At 69.6% G+C, this 19,473-nt stretch carries 14 protein-coding genes and 1 pseudogene; 14 read left to right on the top strand and 1 reads right to left on the bottom strand.

The features are described from left to right. Positions 1–114 precede the first annotated feature (114 nt). From AB3X07_RS09425 to AB3X07_RS09385, 9 genes and pseudogenes are all read left to right on the top strand, one after another. Entirely contained in the window at positions 115–618 is a 504-nt protein-coding gene (locus tag AB3X07_RS09425) for a DUF3060 domain-containing protein (RefSeq protein WP_369944243.1), read from the top strand. Between the two features lie 156 nt (positions 619–774). Beyond that, positions 775–1,371: a DUF3060 domain-containing protein gene (locus AB3X07_RS09420; RefSeq protein ID WP_369944242.1), complete on the top strand. Its 597-nt coding sequence runs from the start codon at positions 775–777 to the stop codon at positions 1,369–1,371. Between the two features lie 262 nt (positions 1,372–1,633). Beyond that, a pseudogene (locus AB3X07_RS09415) lies at positions 1,634–2,866 on the top strand (JmjC domain-containing protein); the annotation flags it as partial. Positions 2,867–2,887: 21 nt separating this feature from the next. Beyond that, complete coding sequence (locus AB3X07_RS09410; RefSeq protein ID WP_369944241.1) at positions 2,888–3,790, top strand: GNAT family N-acetyltransferase; 903 nt, start codon at positions 2,888–2,890, stop codon at positions 3,788–3,790. Between the two features lie 183 nt (positions 3,791–3,973). Continuing rightward, positions 3,974–6,799, top strand: a complete 2,826-nt coding sequence (locus AB3X07_RS09405; RefSeq protein ID WP_369944240.1) for a 2-oxoglutarate dehydrogenase E1 component — start codon at positions 3,974–3,976, stop codon at positions 6,797–6,799. A gap of 46 nt (positions 6,800–6,845) precedes the next feature. Next, positions 6,846–8,057, top strand: a complete 1,212-nt coding sequence (gene sucB / locus AB3X07_RS09400) for a dihydrolipoyllysine-residue succinyltransferase (protein WP_369944238.1) — start codon at positions 6,846–6,848, stop codon at positions 8,055–8,057. Positions 8,058–8,203: 146 nt separating this feature from the next. After that, positions 8,204–9,640, top strand: a complete 1,437-nt coding sequence (lpdA, locus tag AB3X07_RS09395; protein ID WP_369944236.1) for a dihydrolipoyl dehydrogenase — start codon at positions 8,204–8,206, stop codon at positions 9,638–9,640. A gap of 80 nt (positions 9,641–9,720) precedes the next feature. Next, on the top strand, positions 9,721–9,909 hold the full coding sequence (locus AB3X07_RS09390; protein ID WP_369944235.1) for a hypothetical protein: 189 nt from the start codon (positions 9,721–9,723) through the stop codon (positions 9,907–9,909). 34 nt (positions 9,910–9,943) lie between these two features. Then, complete coding sequence (locus tag AB3X07_RS09385) at positions 9,944–10,537, top strand: TIGR00730 family Rossman fold protein (RefSeq protein WP_369944234.1); 594 nt, start codon at positions 9,944–9,946, stop codon at positions 10,535–10,537. An 897-nt stretch (positions 10,538–11,434) separates the two neighbouring features. Here the strand turns inward: AB3X07_RS09385 and AB3X07_RS09380 are convergent. After that, positions 11,435–14,305 (bottom strand): EAL domain-containing protein, encoded by a 2,871-nt coding sequence (locus tag AB3X07_RS09380; RefSeq protein WP_369944233.1) that lies wholly within the window; start codon positions 14,303–14,305, stop codon positions 11,435–11,437. Between the two features lie 200 nt (positions 14,306–14,505). On the opposite strand from AB3X07_RS09380, the gene AB3X07_RS09375 reads away from it, so the two are divergent. The 5 genes from AB3X07_RS09375 to AB3X07_RS09355 all read left to right on the top strand — a co-directional run bounded on the left by AB3X07_RS09375 (position 14,506) and on the right by AB3X07_RS09355 (position 19,244). Continuing rightward, positions 14,506–15,060 carry an RNA polymerase sigma factor gene (locus tag AB3X07_RS09375; RefSeq protein WP_369944231.1) on the top strand — a complete coding sequence of 185 codons (555 nt, stop codon included), beginning with the start codon at positions 14,506–14,508 and terminating at the stop codon, positions 15,058–15,060. After that, positions 15,057–16,223: a hypothetical protein gene (locus AB3X07_RS09370; protein ID WP_369944229.1), complete on the top strand. Its 1,167-nt coding sequence runs from the start codon at positions 15,057–15,059 to the stop codon at positions 16,221–16,223. Before AB3X07_RS09375 ends, AB3X07_RS09370 begins: the two co-directional genes overlap by 4 nt. 317 nt (positions 16,224–16,540) lie before the next feature. Further along, complete coding sequence (locus AB3X07_RS09365) at positions 16,541–17,143, top strand: IMPACT family protein (protein ID WP_369944228.1); 603 nt, start codon at positions 16,541–16,543, stop codon at positions 17,141–17,143. Beyond that, complete coding sequence (locus AB3X07_RS09360; protein WP_369944227.1) at positions 17,140–18,906, top strand: ABC transporter transmembrane domain-containing protein; 1,767 nt, start codon at positions 17,140–17,142, stop codon at positions 18,904–18,906. The genes AB3X07_RS09365 and AB3X07_RS09360 overlap by 4 nt, the downstream gene beginning before the upstream one ends. 128 nt (positions 18,907–19,034) lie before the next feature. Next, positions 19,035–19,244, top strand: coding sequence for a hypothetical protein (locus AB3X07_RS09355; RefSeq protein ID WP_369944226.1), 210 nt, complete (start codon positions 19,035–19,037; stop codon positions 19,242–19,244). The last annotated feature ends 229 nt before the right edge of the window (positions 19,245–19,473 follow it).

Here is a 19,473-nt window from a genome sequence, read left to right as displayed (position 1 = left end):
CAAACAGCGCTGCGAAATGCCGACCGGCACCGGCGGCGCCTCACGCGAAATTAACCCGCTCCGCCAATGGCTTGCGTAAGGTGCGCCGTCGACAGCGTCAGGAGAAAACACGCCATGGACACGAAACGAATCCTTTCCCAGGCACTGGCCCTGCTCGCCGCCGGCATCGCCGGCGGCTGCGGTGGCACGGCCCCATCCGCGGCGCCGGCCACGGCGGCGCCAGCTTCAGCCCTGCATGATCCGGCATCCGGCGCACACTGCGGCGGCAAGGACCTGGCGATCACCCAGGACAACGCGCGGCTGGTCATCGACGGCGACTGCGGCGCGGTGACGATCAGCGCATCGCACGTCGCCCTGAACCTGGACGGGGCGCGCTCGATCCGCATCGACGGCAGCGACGTCACCGTGCTCAACAGCCGTGTGGACGAGGTGATCGTCGGCGGCCAGCACAATATCCTCAACCTCACCGACGCCGGCAGCGTCGAACTGCGCGGCAACGACAACCGCGTCATCGCCCGCAAGATCGATCAGGTGCGCTTCATCGGCGACCGCAACAGCGTCAACCCCGACAACACGCCGGCCCTGGACGACCGCGGTCACGGCAACGCGCTGCTGTAGTCGCCCTGCCCGCGCGCGGCACGTGCAGGACCGCGCAGCATGCGACCGAGCGAGCCCGCATGGTCGCCGACCTCGCACACTGCAACCGCGCCGTGGCCATCCATCCTGGGTTAATCCAGCCGGCGCATGCTGGCGACTCGCAGCACGAGTCCCGCGATGAAACACCCCCTGTTGTTCTCGCTATCGCTGCTGGCTCTGGCGGGCTGCACACGGACGCCGCGCCCGCCGGACGGCCCTGGCGCCGGCGATGCCACCCGTACCGTCGTCATGTCGGCGGCAGCGCCGCCCACGGCAGCGCTGTCGACCAGCGCCAGCGAGGACGGCGCGCGCGACACCGAGTCCGGGATCCGCATGACGCCCTCGGACAGCGGCGAGATCGACTGCGACGGCCGCGACCTGAATATCGTCGGCCGCGACGCCTCCCTGGTACTGCGCGGGCATTGCGCCACGGTCAGCCTGTTCGGCCGCAACGGCAACCTGCAGATCGACCAGGCCGACACGCTGCGCATCCTGGGCGACAACGCCCAGGTGGCGCTGCGCGGCGACGTCGGCACGGTCGCGCTGTTCGGCCGCCAGGCGAGGCTGCAGACGGCGGGCATCGCCACGCTGGAGGTGTCAGGCGACCAGAACCAGTTGCACGCCACCGAGATCGGCAGCATCGCCCTGCAGGGCAGCGACAACGCCATCGTCCAGCGCACCGGCAGCGCCCAGGTCAGCGACGGCGGCCGCGACAACCGCGTCCTCCGCCAGTAGCGCGACGCCGCGGCGTCACCTGGCCCGCGGTGCGTCCGGCGCCACTCCTCCCTCCGCCCGTGATTCCGGCGCCCGCCAGGTGCGCACCACGCAGGCTGGCGTTTCGGTATCCGAACGCCACATGCGCGGCCGCCGCCACCGCAAACCGATCCGGATGCCGCGGCGCACGCGATGGCTGAACGCGTCAAACCGGCGGACAATGGCCGCTTTCGGCCCGGCGCCAGCATTCGCCGCCCTCCCCATCATGCCGCAAGGACCCTCCATGGCCGCCCGCAAGACCGCCGCTCCCGTCATCGAACTCCACGCCCGCCCCGGGCAACCGCTGGGCATGCCCGCCGCGACCTTCCTGCGCGACTACTGGCACAAGCGTCCGCTGCTGATCCGCAACGCCTTCCCCGGCTTCGTCTCGCCGATCGAGCCGGGCGACCTGGCCGGCCTGGCCTGCGAGGAGGCGGCGCTGTCGCGGCTGGTGGCGCACGACCGCGCCAACGACCGCTGGCAGGTGCGCAGCGGCCCGTTCGAGGAAAGCGAATTCCCCGGCATGCCCGACCACGACTGGACCCTGCTGGTGCAGGACGTGGACAAGTGGGACCCGGACATCCGCGCCCTGCTCGAGCAGTTCCGCTTCCTGCCGCGCTGGCGCGTGGACGACGTGATGGTCAGCTTCGCCGCGCCCGGCGGCTCGGTCGGCGCGCACGTGGACCACTACGACGTGTTCCTGCTGCAGGCCCAGGGCCACCGCCGCTGGCAGATCGACGCCAGCGTCGCGCTGGGCCGCCCGGCCCCACCGACCGACTTCCGCGACGACGTGGAGCTGAAGCTGCTGCGCCAGTTCGACCCGACCCACGACTGGGTGCTGGGGCCGGGCGACATGCTGTACCTGCCGCCGCTGGTGCCGCACCACGGCGTCGCCGAGGACGCCTGCCTGACCTTCTCGGTGGGCATGCGCGCGCCGTCCTCGGCCGAGCTGATCGCCGATTACCTGGACACCTTGATCGACGGCGCCGACGAGGCACTGCGCTACCACGACGAGGACCTGCAGGCGCCGGCCGACCCCTACGAGATCGACGCGGCGGCGATGGGCCGCGTGGTCGAGGCGCTGAACGCGCTGCGCATGAACGACCCGGACAAGCTCGGCGCCTGGTTCGGCCGCTTCATCACCACCTACCGCGCCGCCGGCGAGATCCTGCCGCCGGCCGAGCCGCCGACCGCCGAAGCGGTGGCCGCGGCCCTGGCGCAGGGCCTCACGCTGCAGCGCCACCCGTGGGCGCGGCTGGCCTGGCGCCGGGCCACGCGCGGCGCGACCCTGTTCTGCAGCGGCCTGGAATTCGCCCTGCCGATCAAGGACGCGCGCCACCTGGCCGCGGCCGAGCGGATCGACGGCAGCGACTACGCCACGCTGTCGGCCGCCGGCCGCCAGACCCTGCTGCACTTGGTCGAAGCCGGCTTCTACCAGCCGCTGGACACCGCCGGCCTCGACGACGAGGACGCCGACGCGCAGGACTGAGCCGCCGCCATGCCCTCCGCCCCCGGCTTCCGCATCGAAATCCTCGACCCGGCACACCAGGCCGACGCACTGCGGGCGCTGCGCGCGCAAGCCGGCCTGGCCATGCCGCCGGCGTCCGCGGAGGCCGCCCTGGATGCGCTGAGCCACCACGCGCTGGCCCGTGCCGACGACGGCCAGCCGCTCGGCAGCGCGCGCCTGCGCCCCGACCAGCGCATCGACGGCCTGGCGGTGGCGCCGGCCTGGCGTGGCCGCGGCGTCGGTGGCGCGCTGCTGGCGGCGCTGCTGGAGGAAGCGCAGCGCCGGCGCTGGCCGCAGTTGACGCTGCAGGCGCCGCCGGCCGCCCAGGACTTCTATGCACGGCACGGCTTCCTGCCGCGCGGCGCGCGCGTGGCTGGCGCCGACGGCGAGCGCCAGCCGATGCAGCGCCTGTTCGGCGGCGCCGCGGCGGTGGAGGACGCCGCCGCGGCGATCGCCGCCAGCATCGGCCTGCTCGCGCAGGCGCGGCGCCAGGTGCTGATCTACAGCCGCGCGCTGGATCCGGGCCTGCTGGACAGCCCGCCGGTGCTGGCGCAACTGCGCCGCTTCGCCGTGGCCGCGCACCCCAAGCAGGTGCGGGTCCTGCTGCACGACGCGGCCGCGGCGCAGCGCGCCGCCGCGCCACTGCTGGGCCTGGCGCAACGCCTGCCGAGCGTGTTCCAGTTCCGCGAAGTGGCCGATCCGGTGGATCGCGGCGACGCCGCCGCCTACCTGGTCAACGATGGCGGCGGCGTCTACTTCCGTGCGCTGGGTCACCGTTACGACGGCGAGACCGACCTGCTCGGCGGCCCGCGCGCGCGCCAGCTGCGCGACACGTTCGCGCGGGTCTGGGAGCGCTCGCGCGACTGCACGGAACTGCGCGCACTGGGCTGGTAGCGCGGCGCGCCCGTGCCCGCCGCGGCGCGGCGGATGAACCGACGTCACCCCTGTGTATCCGAAATGCACACCCCGACTGGCGCATGGGGGTATAATTTTTTCGCTCGATTACGCCCGCGCAGGCCCCAGCGCCCGCCGGTTCCTATCGCAAGCCAACCCATAAAGCGACCCGACCCCACCATCGTGGACAATCTACTCAAGCAGTTTGCGCAGTCATCGCAACTCGCCGGCGGCAATGCCGCCTATATCGAAGACCTGTACGAACAGTATCTGGTCTCTCCCGACAGCATCGATCCCAAGTGGAAAACCTACTTCGACGGCTTCCAGGGCCGCGATGCCGGTGACGTTCCCCACTCTGCGGTCATCGCCCACATCGCCAGCGCCGCGCGCCAGGCCGCCAACAGCGGCACCGGCCCGAGCGGCGACGAGCGCGAGCGCCACGTCGGCCGCCTGATCACCGCCTACCGGTCGCGCGGCCACCTCGGCGCGCGCCTGGATCCGCTGGGTCTGACCCCCCCGGTGAACCCGCCGGACCTGGGCCTGCCGTTCCACAGCCTGTCGGAAAGCGATCTGGGCAGCGAGTTCAGCACCGGCGGCCTCGGCGGCCAGCCGCGGATGAAACTGCGCGACCTGCTGGCGCGGCTGAAGGCGACCTACACCGGGTCGATCGGCAGCGAGTTCATGCACATCTCCGAGTTCGAACAGCGCCAGTGGATCTACCAGCGCCTGGAGAACGCGGGCGGCAACATCGCCGGCGACGCCGCCAGCCGCCGCCGCACCCTGGAGCGGATCACCGCCGCCGAGGGCCTGGAGCGCTACCTGCACACCAAGTACGTCGGCCAGAAGCGCTTCTCGCTGGAAGGCGGCGATTCGCTGATCCCGATGATGGACGTGCTGGTGCAGCGCGCCGGCCACGACGCGGTCAAGGACATCGTGGTCGGCATGGCCCACCGCGGCCGCCTCAACGTGCTGGTCAACACCCTGGGCAAGAACCCGCGCAAGCTGTTCGACGAGTTCGAAGGCAAGTTCGAGCACGCCCACGACGACCGCGCCCACACCGGCGACGTGAAGTACCACATGGGCTTCTCCGCCGACGTGGCGGTGGCCGACGGCAAGTCGGTGCATCTGGCGCTGGCGTTCAACCCCTCGCACCTGGAAATCGTCGACCCCGTCGTGGTCGGCAGCGTGCGTTCGCGCCAGGAGCGCTACGGCGACGCCGCGCGCACCTCGGTGCTGCCGGTGATCATCCACGGCGATGCCGCGTTCGCCGGCCAGGGCGTGGTCATGGAGCTGTTCCAGATGTCGCAGGCGCGCGGCTTCGCGGTCGGCGGCACCGTGCACATCGTGGTCAACAACCAGATCGGCTTCACCACCAGCGCCCGCGACGACGCCCGTTCCACGCTGTACTGCACCGACGTCGCCAAGATGATCGGCGCGCCGGTGTTCCATGTGAATGGCGACGATCCGGACGCGGTGGCGTTCGTGGCCAACCTGGCCTACGACTTCCGCCAGCAGTTCAACAAGGACGTGGTCATCGACCTGGTCTGCTACCGCCGCTGGGGCCACAACGAGGCCGACGAGCCGGCGGCCACCCAGCCGGTGATGTACCAGACCATCCGCAAGCACAAGACCACCCGCGAGCTGTACGCCGCCCAGTTGGAAAGCGAGGGCGTGCTGCAGGCCGGCGAGGCGCAGGCGCTGGTCGACGGCTACCGCAACAAGCTGGACTCGGGCGAGTACACCACCGAGCTGGCGACCCGCAAGCCGGACGAATTCGCCATCGACTGGTCCAAGTACCTGTCGGGCAAGCTGACCGACAAGGTCGACACCACGGTCAAGCGCAAGACCCTGGACCAGCTGGCCAAGCTCATCACCACCATCCCGGGCGGCGTCGAGCTGCACCCGCGCGTGGCCAAGATCTACGAGGATCGCGTGAAGATGGCCGCCGGCGAACTGCCGGGCGACTGGGGCTTCGCCGAGAACCTGGCCTACGCCACCCTGCTCGGCGAAGGCCACAAGCTGCGCCTGGTCGGCCAGGACGCGGGCCGCGGCACGTTCTTCCACCGCCACGCGATCCTGCACGACCAGAAGACCGACAGCTACTACCTGCCGCTGCGCCAGCTGGTGGAGAACCCGGAAGACGCCACCGTGATCGACTCGCTGCTCAGCGAGGAAGCGGTGATGGGCTTCGAGTACGGCTACTCCACCACCGACCCCAATGCGCTGTGCATCTGGGAAGCGCAGTTCGGCGACTTCGCCAACGGCGCGCAGGTGGTGATCGACCAGTTCATCGCCGCCGGCGAGGCCAAGTGGGGCCGAATCACCGGCCTGGCGCTGTTCCTGCCGCACGGCTACGAAGGCCAGGGTCCGGAGCACAGCTCCGCGCGCCTGGAGCGCTTCCTGCAGCTGTGCGCGCTGGAGAACATGCTGGTCTGCGTGCCGACCACCCCGGCCCAGGCGTTTCACATGATCCGCCGGCAGATGCGCATGTCCACGCGCAAGCCGCTGGTGGTGATGACGCCCAAGTCTCTGCTGCGCCACAAGCTGGCGGTGTCGACCCTGGAAGAACTGGCCGATGGCGAGTTCCAGCATCTGATCCCGGATGCCAAGGCCGACCCGAAGCAGGTCAAGCGCGTGGTCGCCTGCTCGGGCAAGGTCTACTACGACCTGCTCGAGGACCAGACCAAGCGCGGCCAGGACGACGTCGCCATCCTGCGCGTGGAGCAGCTGTACCCGTTCCCGCGCGAGCTGCTGTCGGCCGAACTCAAGCGCTACAGCAACGCCACCGACCTGGTCTGGTGCCAGGAAGAGCCGCAGAACCAGGGCGCCTGGTACCAGATCAAGCACCACCTGCAGGCCTGCCTGGCCGACGGGCAAAGCCTGCACTACGCCGGCCGCGCGCGTTCGCCGTCCCCCGCCGCCGGCCATTTCGCCGAGCACGTGGAGGAGCAGGTGAAGCTGGTCGCCGATGCGCTATTGAATCCGTTCAACGACCAGGTCGCTGAATAAACCTCCTTCACCTTCCAATAAAGACACCACTAGGACGCCCCCTGCAATGGCCACCGAAGTCAAAGTTCCGGTACTGCCCGAATCCGTATCCGACGCCACCATCGCCAGCTGGCACAAGAAAGCCGGCGACGCGGTCAAGCGTGACGAGAACCTGGTGGACCTGGAGACCGACAAGGTCGTGCTGGAAGTGCCCTCGCCCGTCGACGGCGTGCTGAAGGAGATCAAGTTCGAGGCCGGCGCCACCGTGACCAGCTCGCAGTTGCTGGCGATCATCGAGGAAGGCGCGACCGCCGCGGCCGCCCCGGCCGAGGCCAAGGCCGAGGCGCCGAAGGCCGACGCGCCCAAGGCCGCCGCCGCGGAAGCGCCGAAGGCCACCAAGGCCGAGGCGCCCAAGGCCGCCGGCGACGTGGCCAGCCTGCCGCCGGGCGCGCGCTTCAGCGCCATCACCGAAGGCGTGGATCCGGCACAGGTCGAAGGCACCGGCCGCCGCGGCGCGGTGACCAAGGAAGACATCCTCAACTACGCCAAGAACGGCGGCGCCGGCAAGGCCAGCGGCGCGCGCCCGGAAGAGCGCGTGCCGATGACCCGCGTGCGCAAGCGCATCGCCGAGCGCCTGATGCAGTCGAAGAACTCGACCGCGATGCTGACCACCTTCAACGAGGTCAACCTGGCCAAGGTGTCGGCCGCGCGCAAGGAGCTGCAGGACGAGTTCCAGAAGGCGCACGGCATCAAGCTCGGCTTCATGAGCTTCTTCGTCAAGGCCGCGGCCAACGCGCTGCAGCGCTTCCCGCTGGTCAACGCCTCGATCGACGGCGACGACATCATCTATCACGGCTACAGCGACATCTCCATCGCCGTGTCCACCGACAAGGGCCTGGTCACGCCGGTGCTGCGCAACGTCGAGCGGCAGTCCTTCGCCGACATCGAGCAGGGCATCGCCGACTACGCCAAGAAGGCGCGCGACGGCAAGCTGAGCCTGGAGGAACTGCAGGGCGGCACCTTCACCGTGACCAACGGCGGCACCTTCGGCTCGCTGCTGTCGACCCCGATCATCAACCCGCCGCAGAGCGCGATCCTGGGCATGCACGCGATCAAGGAGCGTCCGATCGCCGAGAACGGCCAGGTCGTGATCGCGCCGATGATGTACCTGGCGCTGTCCTACGACCACCGCATCATCGACGGCAAGGACTCGGTGCAGTTCCTGGTCGACATCAAGAACCAGCTGGAAAACCCGGGCCGGATGCTGTTCGGTCTGTAAGAGCCGGGAATCGGGAATGGGGATTCGGGAATCGGGCAAGCCCCGTCCCCGCTCCATTCCCGCCTGGACCTGGATGGGAGAGCGCTGGCGCTTGCGCCGTTGCCATTCCCCATTCCCTATTCCCCATTCCCGTGTGAGCGAATGAAATGAGCGAACAATTCGACGTCGTCGTCATCGGTGCCGGTCCTGCCGGCTATCACGCGGCCATCCGCGCCGCGCAGTTGGGCCTGAAGACCGCGTGCATCGACGCGGCGCTGGGCAAGGACGGCAAGCCGGCGCTGGGCGGCACCTGCCTGCGCGTGGGCTGCATCCCGTCCAAGGCGCTGCTGGATTCCTCGCGCCAGTTCTGGAACATGGGCCACCTGTTCGGCGAGCACGGCATCAGCTTCAAGGACGCCAAGATCGACGTCGAAGCGATGGTCGGGCGCAAGGACAAGATCGTCAAACAGTTCACCGGCGGCATCGCGATGCTGTTCAAGGCGAACAAGATCACCCCGTACTACGGCTTCGGCGAACTCCAGCCGGGCAACGTGGTCAAGGTCAAGCAGCACGACGGCAGCGTCGTTGAGCTGAAGGGCACCAACGTGATCCTGGCCGCCGGCTCGGATTCGATCGAACTGCCGTTCGCCAAGTTCGACGGCGACACCATCGTCGACAACGTCGGCGCGCTGGACTTCACCGAAGTGCCCAAGCGCCTGGCGGTGATCGGCGCCGGCGTGATCGGCCTGGAACTGGGCAGCGTGTGGAAGCGCCTGGGCGCCGAGGTCACCATCCTCGAGGCGCTGCCGGACTTCCTGGCCCTGGCCGATGCCGAAGTGGCCAAGACCGCGCTGAAGGAATTCAAGAAGCAGGGCCTGGACATCCATCTCGGCGCCAAGGTCTCCAAGACCGAGGTCACCGGCAAGGGCAAGAAGAAGGAAGTGGTCGTCAGCTACACCGACGGCGCCGGCGAGCAGAGCCTGACCGTGGACAAGCTGCTGGTGGCCGTGGGCCGCCGCGCCGCGACCAAGGGCCTGCTGGCCGAGGGCACCGGGGTGAAGGTCAACGAGCGCGGCCAGATCGAGGTCGACGCGCACTGCCACACCGGCGTCGACGGCGTGTGGGCGATCGGCGACTGCGTGCGCGGGCCGATGCTGGCGCACAAGGGCTTCGAGGAAGGCATCGCGGTCGCCGAACTGATCGCCGGCCTGCCCGGCCACGTCAACTTCGACACGATTCCGTGGGTCATCTACACCGAGCCGGAAATCGCCTGGGTCGGCAAGACCGAGCAACAGCTCAAGGCCGAGGGCGTGCCGTACAAGACCGGCAGCTTCCCGTTCGCGGCGATCGGCCGCGCGGTGGCGATGGGCGAGCCGGCGGGCTTCGTCAAGGTCATCGCGCATGCCGAGACCGACCGCGTGCTCGGCCTGCACCTGGTCGGCGTCGGCGTCTCCGAACTGGTCCACGAAGGCGTGCTGGCGATGGAGTTCAACGGCTCGGCCGACGATCTGGCGCGCATCTGCCACGCCCACCCGACCCTGTCCGAGGCGATCCACGACGCCGCGATGGCGGTCAGCAAGCGGGCGATCCACAAGGCCAATTGAGGCGCCTGTGTCACTCGTCGTTGCAGAAGGCTTCGTCTCGTGACGAAGCCTTCTTTCGTTTTCCAGTGAAGGAACCCGCCATGGCAGTTCCAACCCACCCCGCCCTCGGCGGCATCCTGTTCGTCGCCGCCGGACTGATGTTCTTCGCCGCCGCCGCGCTCGGCAGGCAGTTGGCCTTTGCCGGATGCGGCGCGATGTTCGTCGCGATCGGCGCGTCGTGGTTGCTACGCGCAAAGAGCAAAAAGCAAGAACGTACACCGACTGACTGACCGCTTTCCCGGTCGCATCGACGGAACACACTCAATGAAATCGATCTGCGTTTATTGTGGCTCCAACGCCGGCAACAAACCCGCCTACGCCGAGCGCGCAGCCGCGTTGGGCACGCGCATCGCCGAGCAGGGCCTGCGCCTGGTCTACGGCGGCGGCAACGTCGGCCTGATGGGCACCGTGGCCAATGCGGTACTCGCCGCGGGAGGCCAGGTCACCGGTGTGATCCCCAAGCAACTGGCAGACTGGGAAGTGGCGCACCGCGGTCTGACCGAACTGGAGATCGTCGGCTCGATGCACGAGCGCAAGTCGCGCATGTTCGACCTGTCCGACGGCTTCGTCGCCCTGCCCGGCGGCTTCGGCACGATGGAAGAGATCTTCGAGATGCTGACCTGGCGTCAACTCGGCATCGGCAACAAGCCGTGCGCGTTCCTGGACGTGGAGGACTTCTACGCCCCGCTGATCGGCATGATCGACCGCATGGTCGAAGAGCGCTTCCTGCATCCGGACCAGCGCGCCGACCTGTGGTATGGCAGCGACATCGACACGATGCTGGGCTGGATGCGGGATTACATGCCGGCGCAGGCTTCTAAGTGGATCGACGAAAAGCGCCGGAACGCGCTGCGCTAACAGCAGCCGATCGGCGGTCAGCGCTTGGCGCGTGGCGACGCGTTACAGAATCCGGCGCCTCATAGTTCCTACGGCGCGGATCGACGAGAAGCGCCGCAACGCGTTGCGTTGAACCTCGCTTTTTCGACCAGCCGCAAACCGAGAGCACGCGGCGTTGCGCCTGGCGCCCTCGTGGTCATTGCAAATCCTATAGCCCGCACAGCCCGCTGCATGCGGGCCAGACCCGGTCGCGGCTGAAGCCGCTCCTACAGGGATTTCGAAGCGTTAGCCGGTGCGCTGTGGCGGGCTTCGGTCCCGTCCCGGACGACTTCAAGCCTGTAGCTTCCCCGCTCCGTTCGTCGCGACTGAAGTCGCTCCCCCACAAAGGGCTCCTGCCAGACCAATCGCAGTGCGCCGCTGTTGCTGTGGATTGTTGTTGTTGTTGCTGCTGTTGTTGTTGCTGTTGCTTTTGATTTATCGGGTTCCCTTCCGTAGCGGCGGCCGTGGCGGGGAAGAACCCCGGAGGGGCGGCGCACATGGATGTGCGCCGTTCGCGGCAGGGGCAGGATGCCCCTTCCGCGAATCCCCGTCACGGACGCGGACCCGTAGCGCGCAGCGCGGAGGGCGCAAGGCAGGGCGTGCTTGACCAGCCTTCGGCTGTGGTGAAGCGCTTCTTTTGGTTACTTTGATCAGCCTGCGGCTGCTGAGGAGCGCTTCTTTGCACGAGCAAAGAAAAGTGACTCGCGCGAAAGCGCGAAAGCTTTGCTCCTGCTCCTGCTCCGACTACGACTACGACTACGACTTAATCACTAAGCCGACCTATCCCTCGCACACCACCAACCACATAACACAAACAGAGCTACGTCCCCCTTTCCGCCGCCGATCCCAGCGCGCCCCACGAACGCCCCTCACCAACCCTCAATCCAACTGCGCAGGCCGCCCCAGCAAATACCCTTGCCCATAATCGCACCCCAACTCCCGCAACGTCTCCAACTGCTGCTCCGTCTCGATCCCCTCCCCGATCGTCTCGATCCCCAACGTACTGGCCAGCGCGAGAATGCTGCGCACCAGCGCGTAACTCCCGGCACCGCTGTCGCCATGCAACCCGGCGACGAAACTCTGATCGATCTTCAGCGCCGAGATCGGGAACCGGTGCAGATACGACAACGCCGAAAACCCCGTCCCGAAATCGTCCAACTGCGCCAGCACCCCACGCTCGCGCAAGGCCTGCAGGATCGTCAGCGTTCGCGGCGCATCGTCGAGCAAGGCCACCTCCGTGATCTCCACGCGCAGCCGCCGCGGATCGGCGCCGGCCCCGTCGATCAGGCCGAACAGCCGCTCGGTGAAGTCCGGCGAACGGAAATGGCGCGGCGACACATTGACCGACACGTACCACTCCTCGCCCCCGGCCAGGCGCTGGATCACCTGCTCGTAGAGCAGCCAGTCGACCTGCTCGATCAGCCCGCTGTCCTCGCCCAGATCGATGAACTGGCTGGGCACCAGCAGCCCGCGGCTTTCGTGGCGCCAGCGCAACAGCGCCTCGTAGCCGGCCACCTGGCCGTCGCCCAGGCGCACGATCGGCTGATAGAAGGGCTCGAAGTCGCCGCTCTTGATCGCGCGCCGCAGGTCCGCCTCCAGATCCAGGCTGCGCAGCGCGGCCTCGCGCATCGCCTCGTCGAACACCGCGCAGCGGTCCTGGGTCTGCGCCTTGGCCCGGTACATCGCCGCATCCGCGTCGCGCAGCAATTCCTCGCCGCTGTTGTAGCGCGGATGCCAGGCGGCGATGCCCAGGCTGCCGGAGGGGAACAGCTCGCGGCCGGCCACCCACATCGGCTGGCCGAGTACGCCGAGCAGGCGCTGCGCCAGCTCGCGCACCCCGTCCAGGTCGTCCGCGCACTGCACCAGGATCGCGAACTCGTCCCCGCCCAGGCGCGCGACCACATCGTCGCTGCGGATGGTGGAGACGATGCGCTTGGCCACCTCGACCAGCATCTCGTCGCCGGCGGCATGGCCGATGCTGTCGTTGACCAGCTTGAACCGGTCCAGATCCAGGAACAGCACCGCGAAGGAAGTGCCGTCGCCGTGGCGCGCGCGGCTGATCGCTTCGCCGAGCCGGTCCAGCAGATGCGAGCGGTTCGGCAATCCCGTCAGCGCATCGTGCAGCGCCTGGTGGGTCAGGCGCTGCTCGGCGCGCCAGCGTTCGGCGATCTGCGCCAGCAACTGCTGATTGACCTCGGCCAGCTCGCGGGTGCGCTCGGCCACGCGCTGCTCCAGCTCGGCGTGCGCCAATTGCAAACGTTCCTGCGCGCGTTGCCGCGCCAGGCCGCCGCCGACGTTGTGCGCGACGAAGGTCAGCAGGCGCTGGTCGTATTCGGTGAACCGCACCTGCGAGGCGTAGCTCTGCACCACGATCGCGCCGACCACCTCGCCCTCGTCGAACAACGGCACGCCGAGCCAGCTGTGCGAGCGGGTGCCGTATTCCTGCACCTCGCCCTGCGCCACCAGCGCCTCGATGTCGGCCAGCTCCAGCAACGACGGCTGGCGCTTGCGCATCACGTACTCGGTCAGGCCGCGGCCACGGCGGCGCCGCGGCCGGCGCGGGGTGTACTCGTCGACCGAATAGACGAACTCCAGCATCTTGCCGTCGTCCGACAGCAGGGCGATGTACAGGTTGCGCGCATCGATCAGGCCGCCGACGATGCCATGCACCTCGGCATAGAACTGCTGCAGGCTCTCCGAGCGGATCGCCAGCTCGGCGATGCGGAACAAGGCCAGCTGCAGGGTCTCGGCGCGCTTGCGTTCCAGGATCTCGTCCTGCAGGTCGTGGTTGGCGCGCTGCAGCTCCTGGGTGCGCAACTGCACGCGCCGCTCCAACTGCACCTGGGCATGGCGGCGGTCCATCGCGGTCAGCACGTGCTGGGCGACGTAGGCCAGCAGCGCGCGGTCGGCGTCGGTGTAGTGCAGCGCGCGGTCGTAGTTCTGCACCACGATCGCGCCGCACACGCGGCCCTCGCGCAGCATCGGCACGCCCAGCCAGTCCTTGCTGTCCGGACCATGCCGCGAGTCCTGGCCCACCAGCAGCCGTGCGCGCACTTCTTCCGAGGGTCCACGCACCGCCTGGCCGTGGCGCAGCAGGGCGAAGGTGAGGCTGTTGGGCATGTCGCGCTGGAAGTACAACTGCTGCGGGTCGGCGACGAAATCGTCGTGCTTGTCGCAGAAATACAGGAAACGCATGCTTTTCTGCTCTTCGTCGTACTCGACGATGTAGCAGTTCTCCGCGTACATCAGCGACGCCAGCACCGAATGCACCCGCTGCAGCATCTGCCCCATTTCCAGGTCCGCGCCGGCCAGGTCGGCGATCTCGTACAGCGCCTGCTGCAGCTGCTTGGACTTCTCCAGGCCCTCGATGCGCGCGCGCAGCCGCTCGGTTTCCAGCAGCGCCAGGCCGTGCGCGACCGCCATCTCGCCCCAGGCCGCGCCCTGCGCCGCCTCCAGCGGCTGCTGCAGGCGCGCGGCCACCGCCACGCAGGCGCCATCGGGCGTCTTCAATACATGCAGCAGCGCCTGCGCGGGCGCCGTCACCGGCTCCACCAGGCCGCGCCGGACCAGCGCCAGCAACCACGCCGGCGCCTGCGCGGTGGCGCCGACCAGCCAGCCGACCGCGCCGTCGCCACAGGCGATGGCCACATCGCTGCCCGGCGGCAGCAGGCCGCACAGCACGCTGGCGGCCTGTTCGGACACACGGCCGTCGGGTTGATCCTGGCGCGCGATCGCAGACGGCTTGAACATCGACAACAACTCCTAGATGACGTCGGACCTGCCCGACGCCTCCCCTGCCGCCAGCATACCGGTACATACGGGGACGCACGCATAACCCCACGCGTGATCGTGGGGCGTTCATTGTCACAATGCTCGCCTTTCCGCCCTCGCCTGCCACCCCCACCACGCCACGCTATGCGCCGGGCCGCCGAACGCTTAGGCTTGCCGCCGTGGACGCCCTGGTCGAAACGAGCGACGAAGCCCTGATGCTGGCCTATGCGGCCGGCGATGCCGGCGCGTTCGAGACCTTGTACGCGCGCCACCGCGGCCGCCTCTACCACTACCTGCTGCGCCAACTGCGCGACGTGGCGCTGGCCGAGGAGATGTTCCAGGACGTGTGGCAGCGGGTCATCGCCGCACGCCAGGGCTGGCAGCCGCAGGCCGCGTTCAGCACCTGGCTGTTGCGCATCGCCCACAATCGGCTGGGCGACCACTGGCGCGCGGCCAAGCACCGGCCGCCGGCGCCGGTCGATGCCGACCTGCGCACCGCCAGCGTGCCGGATCCGGAGACGCCGGAACGGCAACTGTCGGCGTTCGAACAGCGGCGCCAGTTGCAGTTGGCGCTCGACGATCTGCCCGAGGAACAACGCGAAGTGCTGTTGCTGCGCCTGGAACAGGAATTGAGCCTGGAGGAGATCGGACAGATCACCGGGGTGGGCCGCGAAACGGTCAAGTCGCGGCTGCGCTACGCGATGGACAAGCTGCGCGCGAGGCTGGGCGAATGAAGCGCGACGAACCGCTGACCCCCGAAGAACGCGCCCTGGCCGAACGCTTGCGCCTGGGCCGGCAGGCGCTGCCGTCGGCGGCGCTGGATGCGAGCATCCTGGCCGCGGCACGCGCGGCGGTGACGGCAGCGCCGGCGACGGCCGCGCCGCCGCACGATGCCGACGCCGACGCCGAAGCTGACACCGGCGCCACGCCAGCGCCGATGCCGCCGCGGTCCGCCGCTTCGGCGACGGACCATCCGCAGCCCGGCACGCTAGCGCGGCGCCGCCGCAGGCGCTGGCCGGCGTGGACCGGGCTGGCCGCATCGCTGACGCTGGCGGCCGGTATCGCCTGGCAACTGCGCACGCCCCCCGCGCCGATGGCCACGCCGGTGGCGCCTGCCCTGATTACCGGGGACGCGGCCACCGAGAGCACGGCGCAGGAGTCGACTGCCGAGCCGGCGGCTGGATCCGCGGATGCGGCGAGCGCATCCGATGCTCCTGCACCTGCACGAACGCTCACGCCCCCCTCGCCGCCCCCGCCGCCAGCGCCAGCCATGGCCGCGCCGCTGGAACAGGTGTCGACGACCGCTGCGCGCGCTCCCAAACGCGCCGCGGCCACGCCGCCGCCTGTGGACACGCCACGCCAGCCCGAGCCCGCGCCGTTCGTCGCCCCCCCGTCGCCGCCCGCGCCACCGGCCGCGCCTGCCCCGGCAATGGAGCTCGCGCCGCTTCCCGAGCAGCCTGAAGCACTGGCGAAGCCGGCAACGCCCAGACGCGTGCAGCCGCAGGACGACCGCATGCGCCGCGCTCTCCCCAGCACGAGGGCCGAGCGCACCGACGACGACACGTCACGGCAAACGCACGACGCTGACGCCTCCACTGTGGACGTGACGGGCAACCTCGCGCGGAAGCAGGCCAATGCGCCGATGGCTGCGCCAGCGCCGATCGCGGCGCAGGCGTCCCCCCTGCCCGCATCCGAACAGGCCATCGCCTCCGATCCGGCGCGTGCGGCCGCAGTGCAGGACGATGCGCAACTGTCGCCGCGGCGATGGCTGGCGCGGGTACGCGCGCACCGCGATGCCGGCGACGAGGCGACCGCGCGCGCCAGCCTGCAACGCTTCCGACACGAGCATCCGCACGCACGCATCCCCAAGGATCTGCGCACGCTGCTCGACGACTGACGCGCCGCCCGCAACTGCGGCACTGAGCCACGCTGGCCCGCGCCACGCGACGCTGGGCCGACACTCGCTGTTCCTGCGTGCCATGCGGGCGCCACTTGGCCTACGGCAACACCGGTACTCCCCATACCGGTGCCGACGCTGATACCCGCACCCGCACCATGAGAATCGGTCGCGCCGCCCCCACTGCCATGCGCTGACCAGCGCTGCCGCCGCCTCTTGCACGAGAGCCGCGCAAAAGCAGGTCGCAGGCGCGCATCCGGTCCGCACAGGCGTCGCCAGCGACCGCCTCCGCGGCCCAGCGCGGCACCTCGACTAGAATGGCGCCGATGCCCGATACGCTCCCCCATCCCGTCAGCCATAGCGTGGACATCAAGCACAGCCGCTTCCTGGCGCAGGCCGCGCCGATCCAGGACGCCGGCGAGGCGCTGGCGTTCGTGCAGCAGGTCGCCGTGGCCGACGCCACCCACAACTGCTGGGCCTACCGCTTCGGCGACGCCTACCGCTCCAGCGACGACGGCGAACCCGCCGGCACCGCCGGCCGCCCGATCCTGGCCGCGATCGACGGCCAGGGCTTCGATCGCGTGGTGGTGGTGGTGACGCGCTGGTTCGGCGGGATCAAGCTCGGCGCCGGCGGCCTGGTCCGCGCCTACGGCGGCAGCGCCGCCGAGTGCCTGCGGCTGGCGCCGCGGCAACCGTTGCTGGCCCTGTGCACGCTGACCGTACACTGCGCGTTCGACGATCTGGGCCTGGTGCATGCGGCGCTTAGCGCCTGCGCCGCGGAGAAGCTCGATGAACGCTTCGATGCCGGCGGCGCCGAATTGCGCGTGCGCCTGCCCGGCGATCGGCTCGCCGCCTTGAAAACCCGGCTGCGCGACGCCACCCGGAACAGAGTCCGCTGTTCGGAAACCGCCCCCGCATGAACGATCCGTCGGCCGACCAGGCCAAGTCGCTGCGCAAACTCGGCAGCCTGCGCACCTTGTGGCCGTTCGTGCAGCGCCAGCGTGGCCTGTTCTGCGCGTGGCTGCTGGCCCTGGCGGTGTCCTCCAGCGCCACGCTGAGCCTGCCGGTCGCGGTCCGCCAGATGATCGACCACGGCTTCAGCGACGGCAGCCGGATCAACCAATCCTTCGCGCTGCTGTTCGCGGTGGCGGTGGTGCTCGCGGTCGCCACCGCCTTGCGCTTCTACTTCGTGTCGCTGCTGGGCGAGCGGGTCGTCGCCGACCTGCGCGGACGCCTGTATGCGCACCTGATCGGGCTGCACGCCGGGTTCCACGACCGCAACCGCAGCGGCGAACTGGTGTCGCGGCTGTCGGCCGACAGCGAACTGCTGCGCGGGGTGATCGGCAGCACCATGTCGGTGGCGCTGCGCAGCACGGTGACGGTGGTCGGCAGCATCGTCATGCTGTTCGTGACCAGCCCGCACCTGGCCGCCTACGCGCTGCTCGGCATTCCGCTGGCGGTCCTGCCGATCGTGCTCGGCGCGCGCCGCCTGCAGAAGATCTCGCGCAGCAGCCAGGACCGCGTCGCCGACGCCAACACGCTCGCCGCCGAGACCCTGGGCGCGGTGCGCACGGTACAGGCGCATGCGCGCGAACCCTACGAACGCGGTCGCTTCGGCGCGGCGCTGGCGTTGTCGGTCGACGTGGCGCGGCGCCGCGTGCGGGCGCAGGCGATGATCACCGCCGCGGCGATCGTGCTGGTGTTCGGCGCCATCGTGCTGGTGCTGTGGTCCGGCGCACATGAAGTGGCGGCCGGCGAACTGAGCGCCGGCGCGCTCGGCCAGTTCGTGCTGTACGCCATGTTCGGCGGCGGCTCGGTGGCCTCCCTGGCCGAGGTGTGGAACGACCTGCAACGCGCCGCCGGCGGCATGGGCCGCATCGCCGAACTGTTCGCCGAACGTCCCGAAGTGGTGGCACCGGCGCAACCGCGCGCGCTGCCGCAGCCGCTGCGTGGCGAGGTGCGCTTCGACAACGTGGTGTTCCGCTATCCGCAGCGCCCCGACCACCCGGCGCTGGACGGCTTCGACCTGCACGTGCATCCGGGCGAGAGCGTGGCCCTGGTCGGCCCCTCCGGCGCGGGCAAGAGCACCGTGCTGTCGCTGTTGTTGCGCTTCCACGATCCGCAGGCCGGCGCGGTGCGGGTGGATGACGCCGACCTGCGCGATCTGGACCCGGCGCAGTTGCGCGACCAGATCGCCCTGGTGCCGCAGCACCCGACCCTGTTCGCGGCCAGCGCCGCCGACAACATCCGCTACGGCCGGCTCGACGCCAGCCATGCCGAGGTCGAGGACGCGGCGCGCGCGGCCGAGGCGGACGCGTTCATCCGCCAGTTGCCGCAGGGCTATGCCAGCGAACTGGGCGAACGCGGCGCGCGCCTGTCCGGCGGCCAGCAACAACGCATCGCCATCGCCCGCGCCCTGCTCAAGGATGCGCCGCTGCTGTTGCTCGACGAGGCCACCAGCGCGCTCGACGCGCAGAGCGAGCACGCCGTGCAGCAGGCGCTGGAACGGCTGATGGCCGGACGCACCACGCTGGTGATCGCGCACCGCCTGGCCACCGTGCTCAAGGCCGACCGCATCGTGGTGATGGACAAAGGCCGCATCGTCGCCCAGGGCACCCACGCCGAACTGCTGGCGCAGGGCGGCCTGTACGCGGAACTGGCGCGCCTGCAATTCATCGACTGAGCACGCCGCGCTAACGACGCCGGGGCTACGGTCGCGCTGCGCCCGGTGCAGCGTCCGCGGCGCCACGCGCCCGCCACATGGGCGCTTGCTGCCCCTTCGTTCGACGCTGCGTTCGACAGGAGAACGCCATGTCCTTCCGCCAATTGCCCGCCCTCGGCCCCGATGGCGAGGCCTACCTGATCACCGAGTTCCAGGACGAACCGCAACAGCAACAGGCGCAGCACGACGCCCACGCCGCACCGGCGCTGCGCTACGAACTGGCCGATGGCCGCAAACTGATCCGCCGCGGCCAGCAATTCACCACCACTGGCGGCGAGCTGACCCTGACCGCGGTGTGAGCGCATCGTCGCGAGGCACGCATGAGACACGTGGTCAATAATTGACCAGCGTCTCGCCAGGCCTGTCCTGCAAGGCGCGCAGTCACTTATCCACATGTTTGCGCGCATTCCATCCACACCGCCTGTGGATGACGCGCCGATTGCCTCCATCCTCCCTGTAGGAGCGGCTTCAGCCGCGACAGGATCCAACCGACGAACGTCCTGTCGCGGCTGAAGCCGAGAGGAGGCC

The sequence above is a fragment of the Xanthomonas sp. DAR 35659 genome, assembly GCF_041242975.1.
GTDB lineage: Bacteria > Pseudomonadota > Gammaproteobacteria > Xanthomonadales > Xanthomonadaceae > Xanthomonas_A > Xanthomonas_A medicagonis.
Note: the sequence above shows the minus strand (reverse complement) of the source record. Positions and strands in the feature narration are given on the sequence as shown.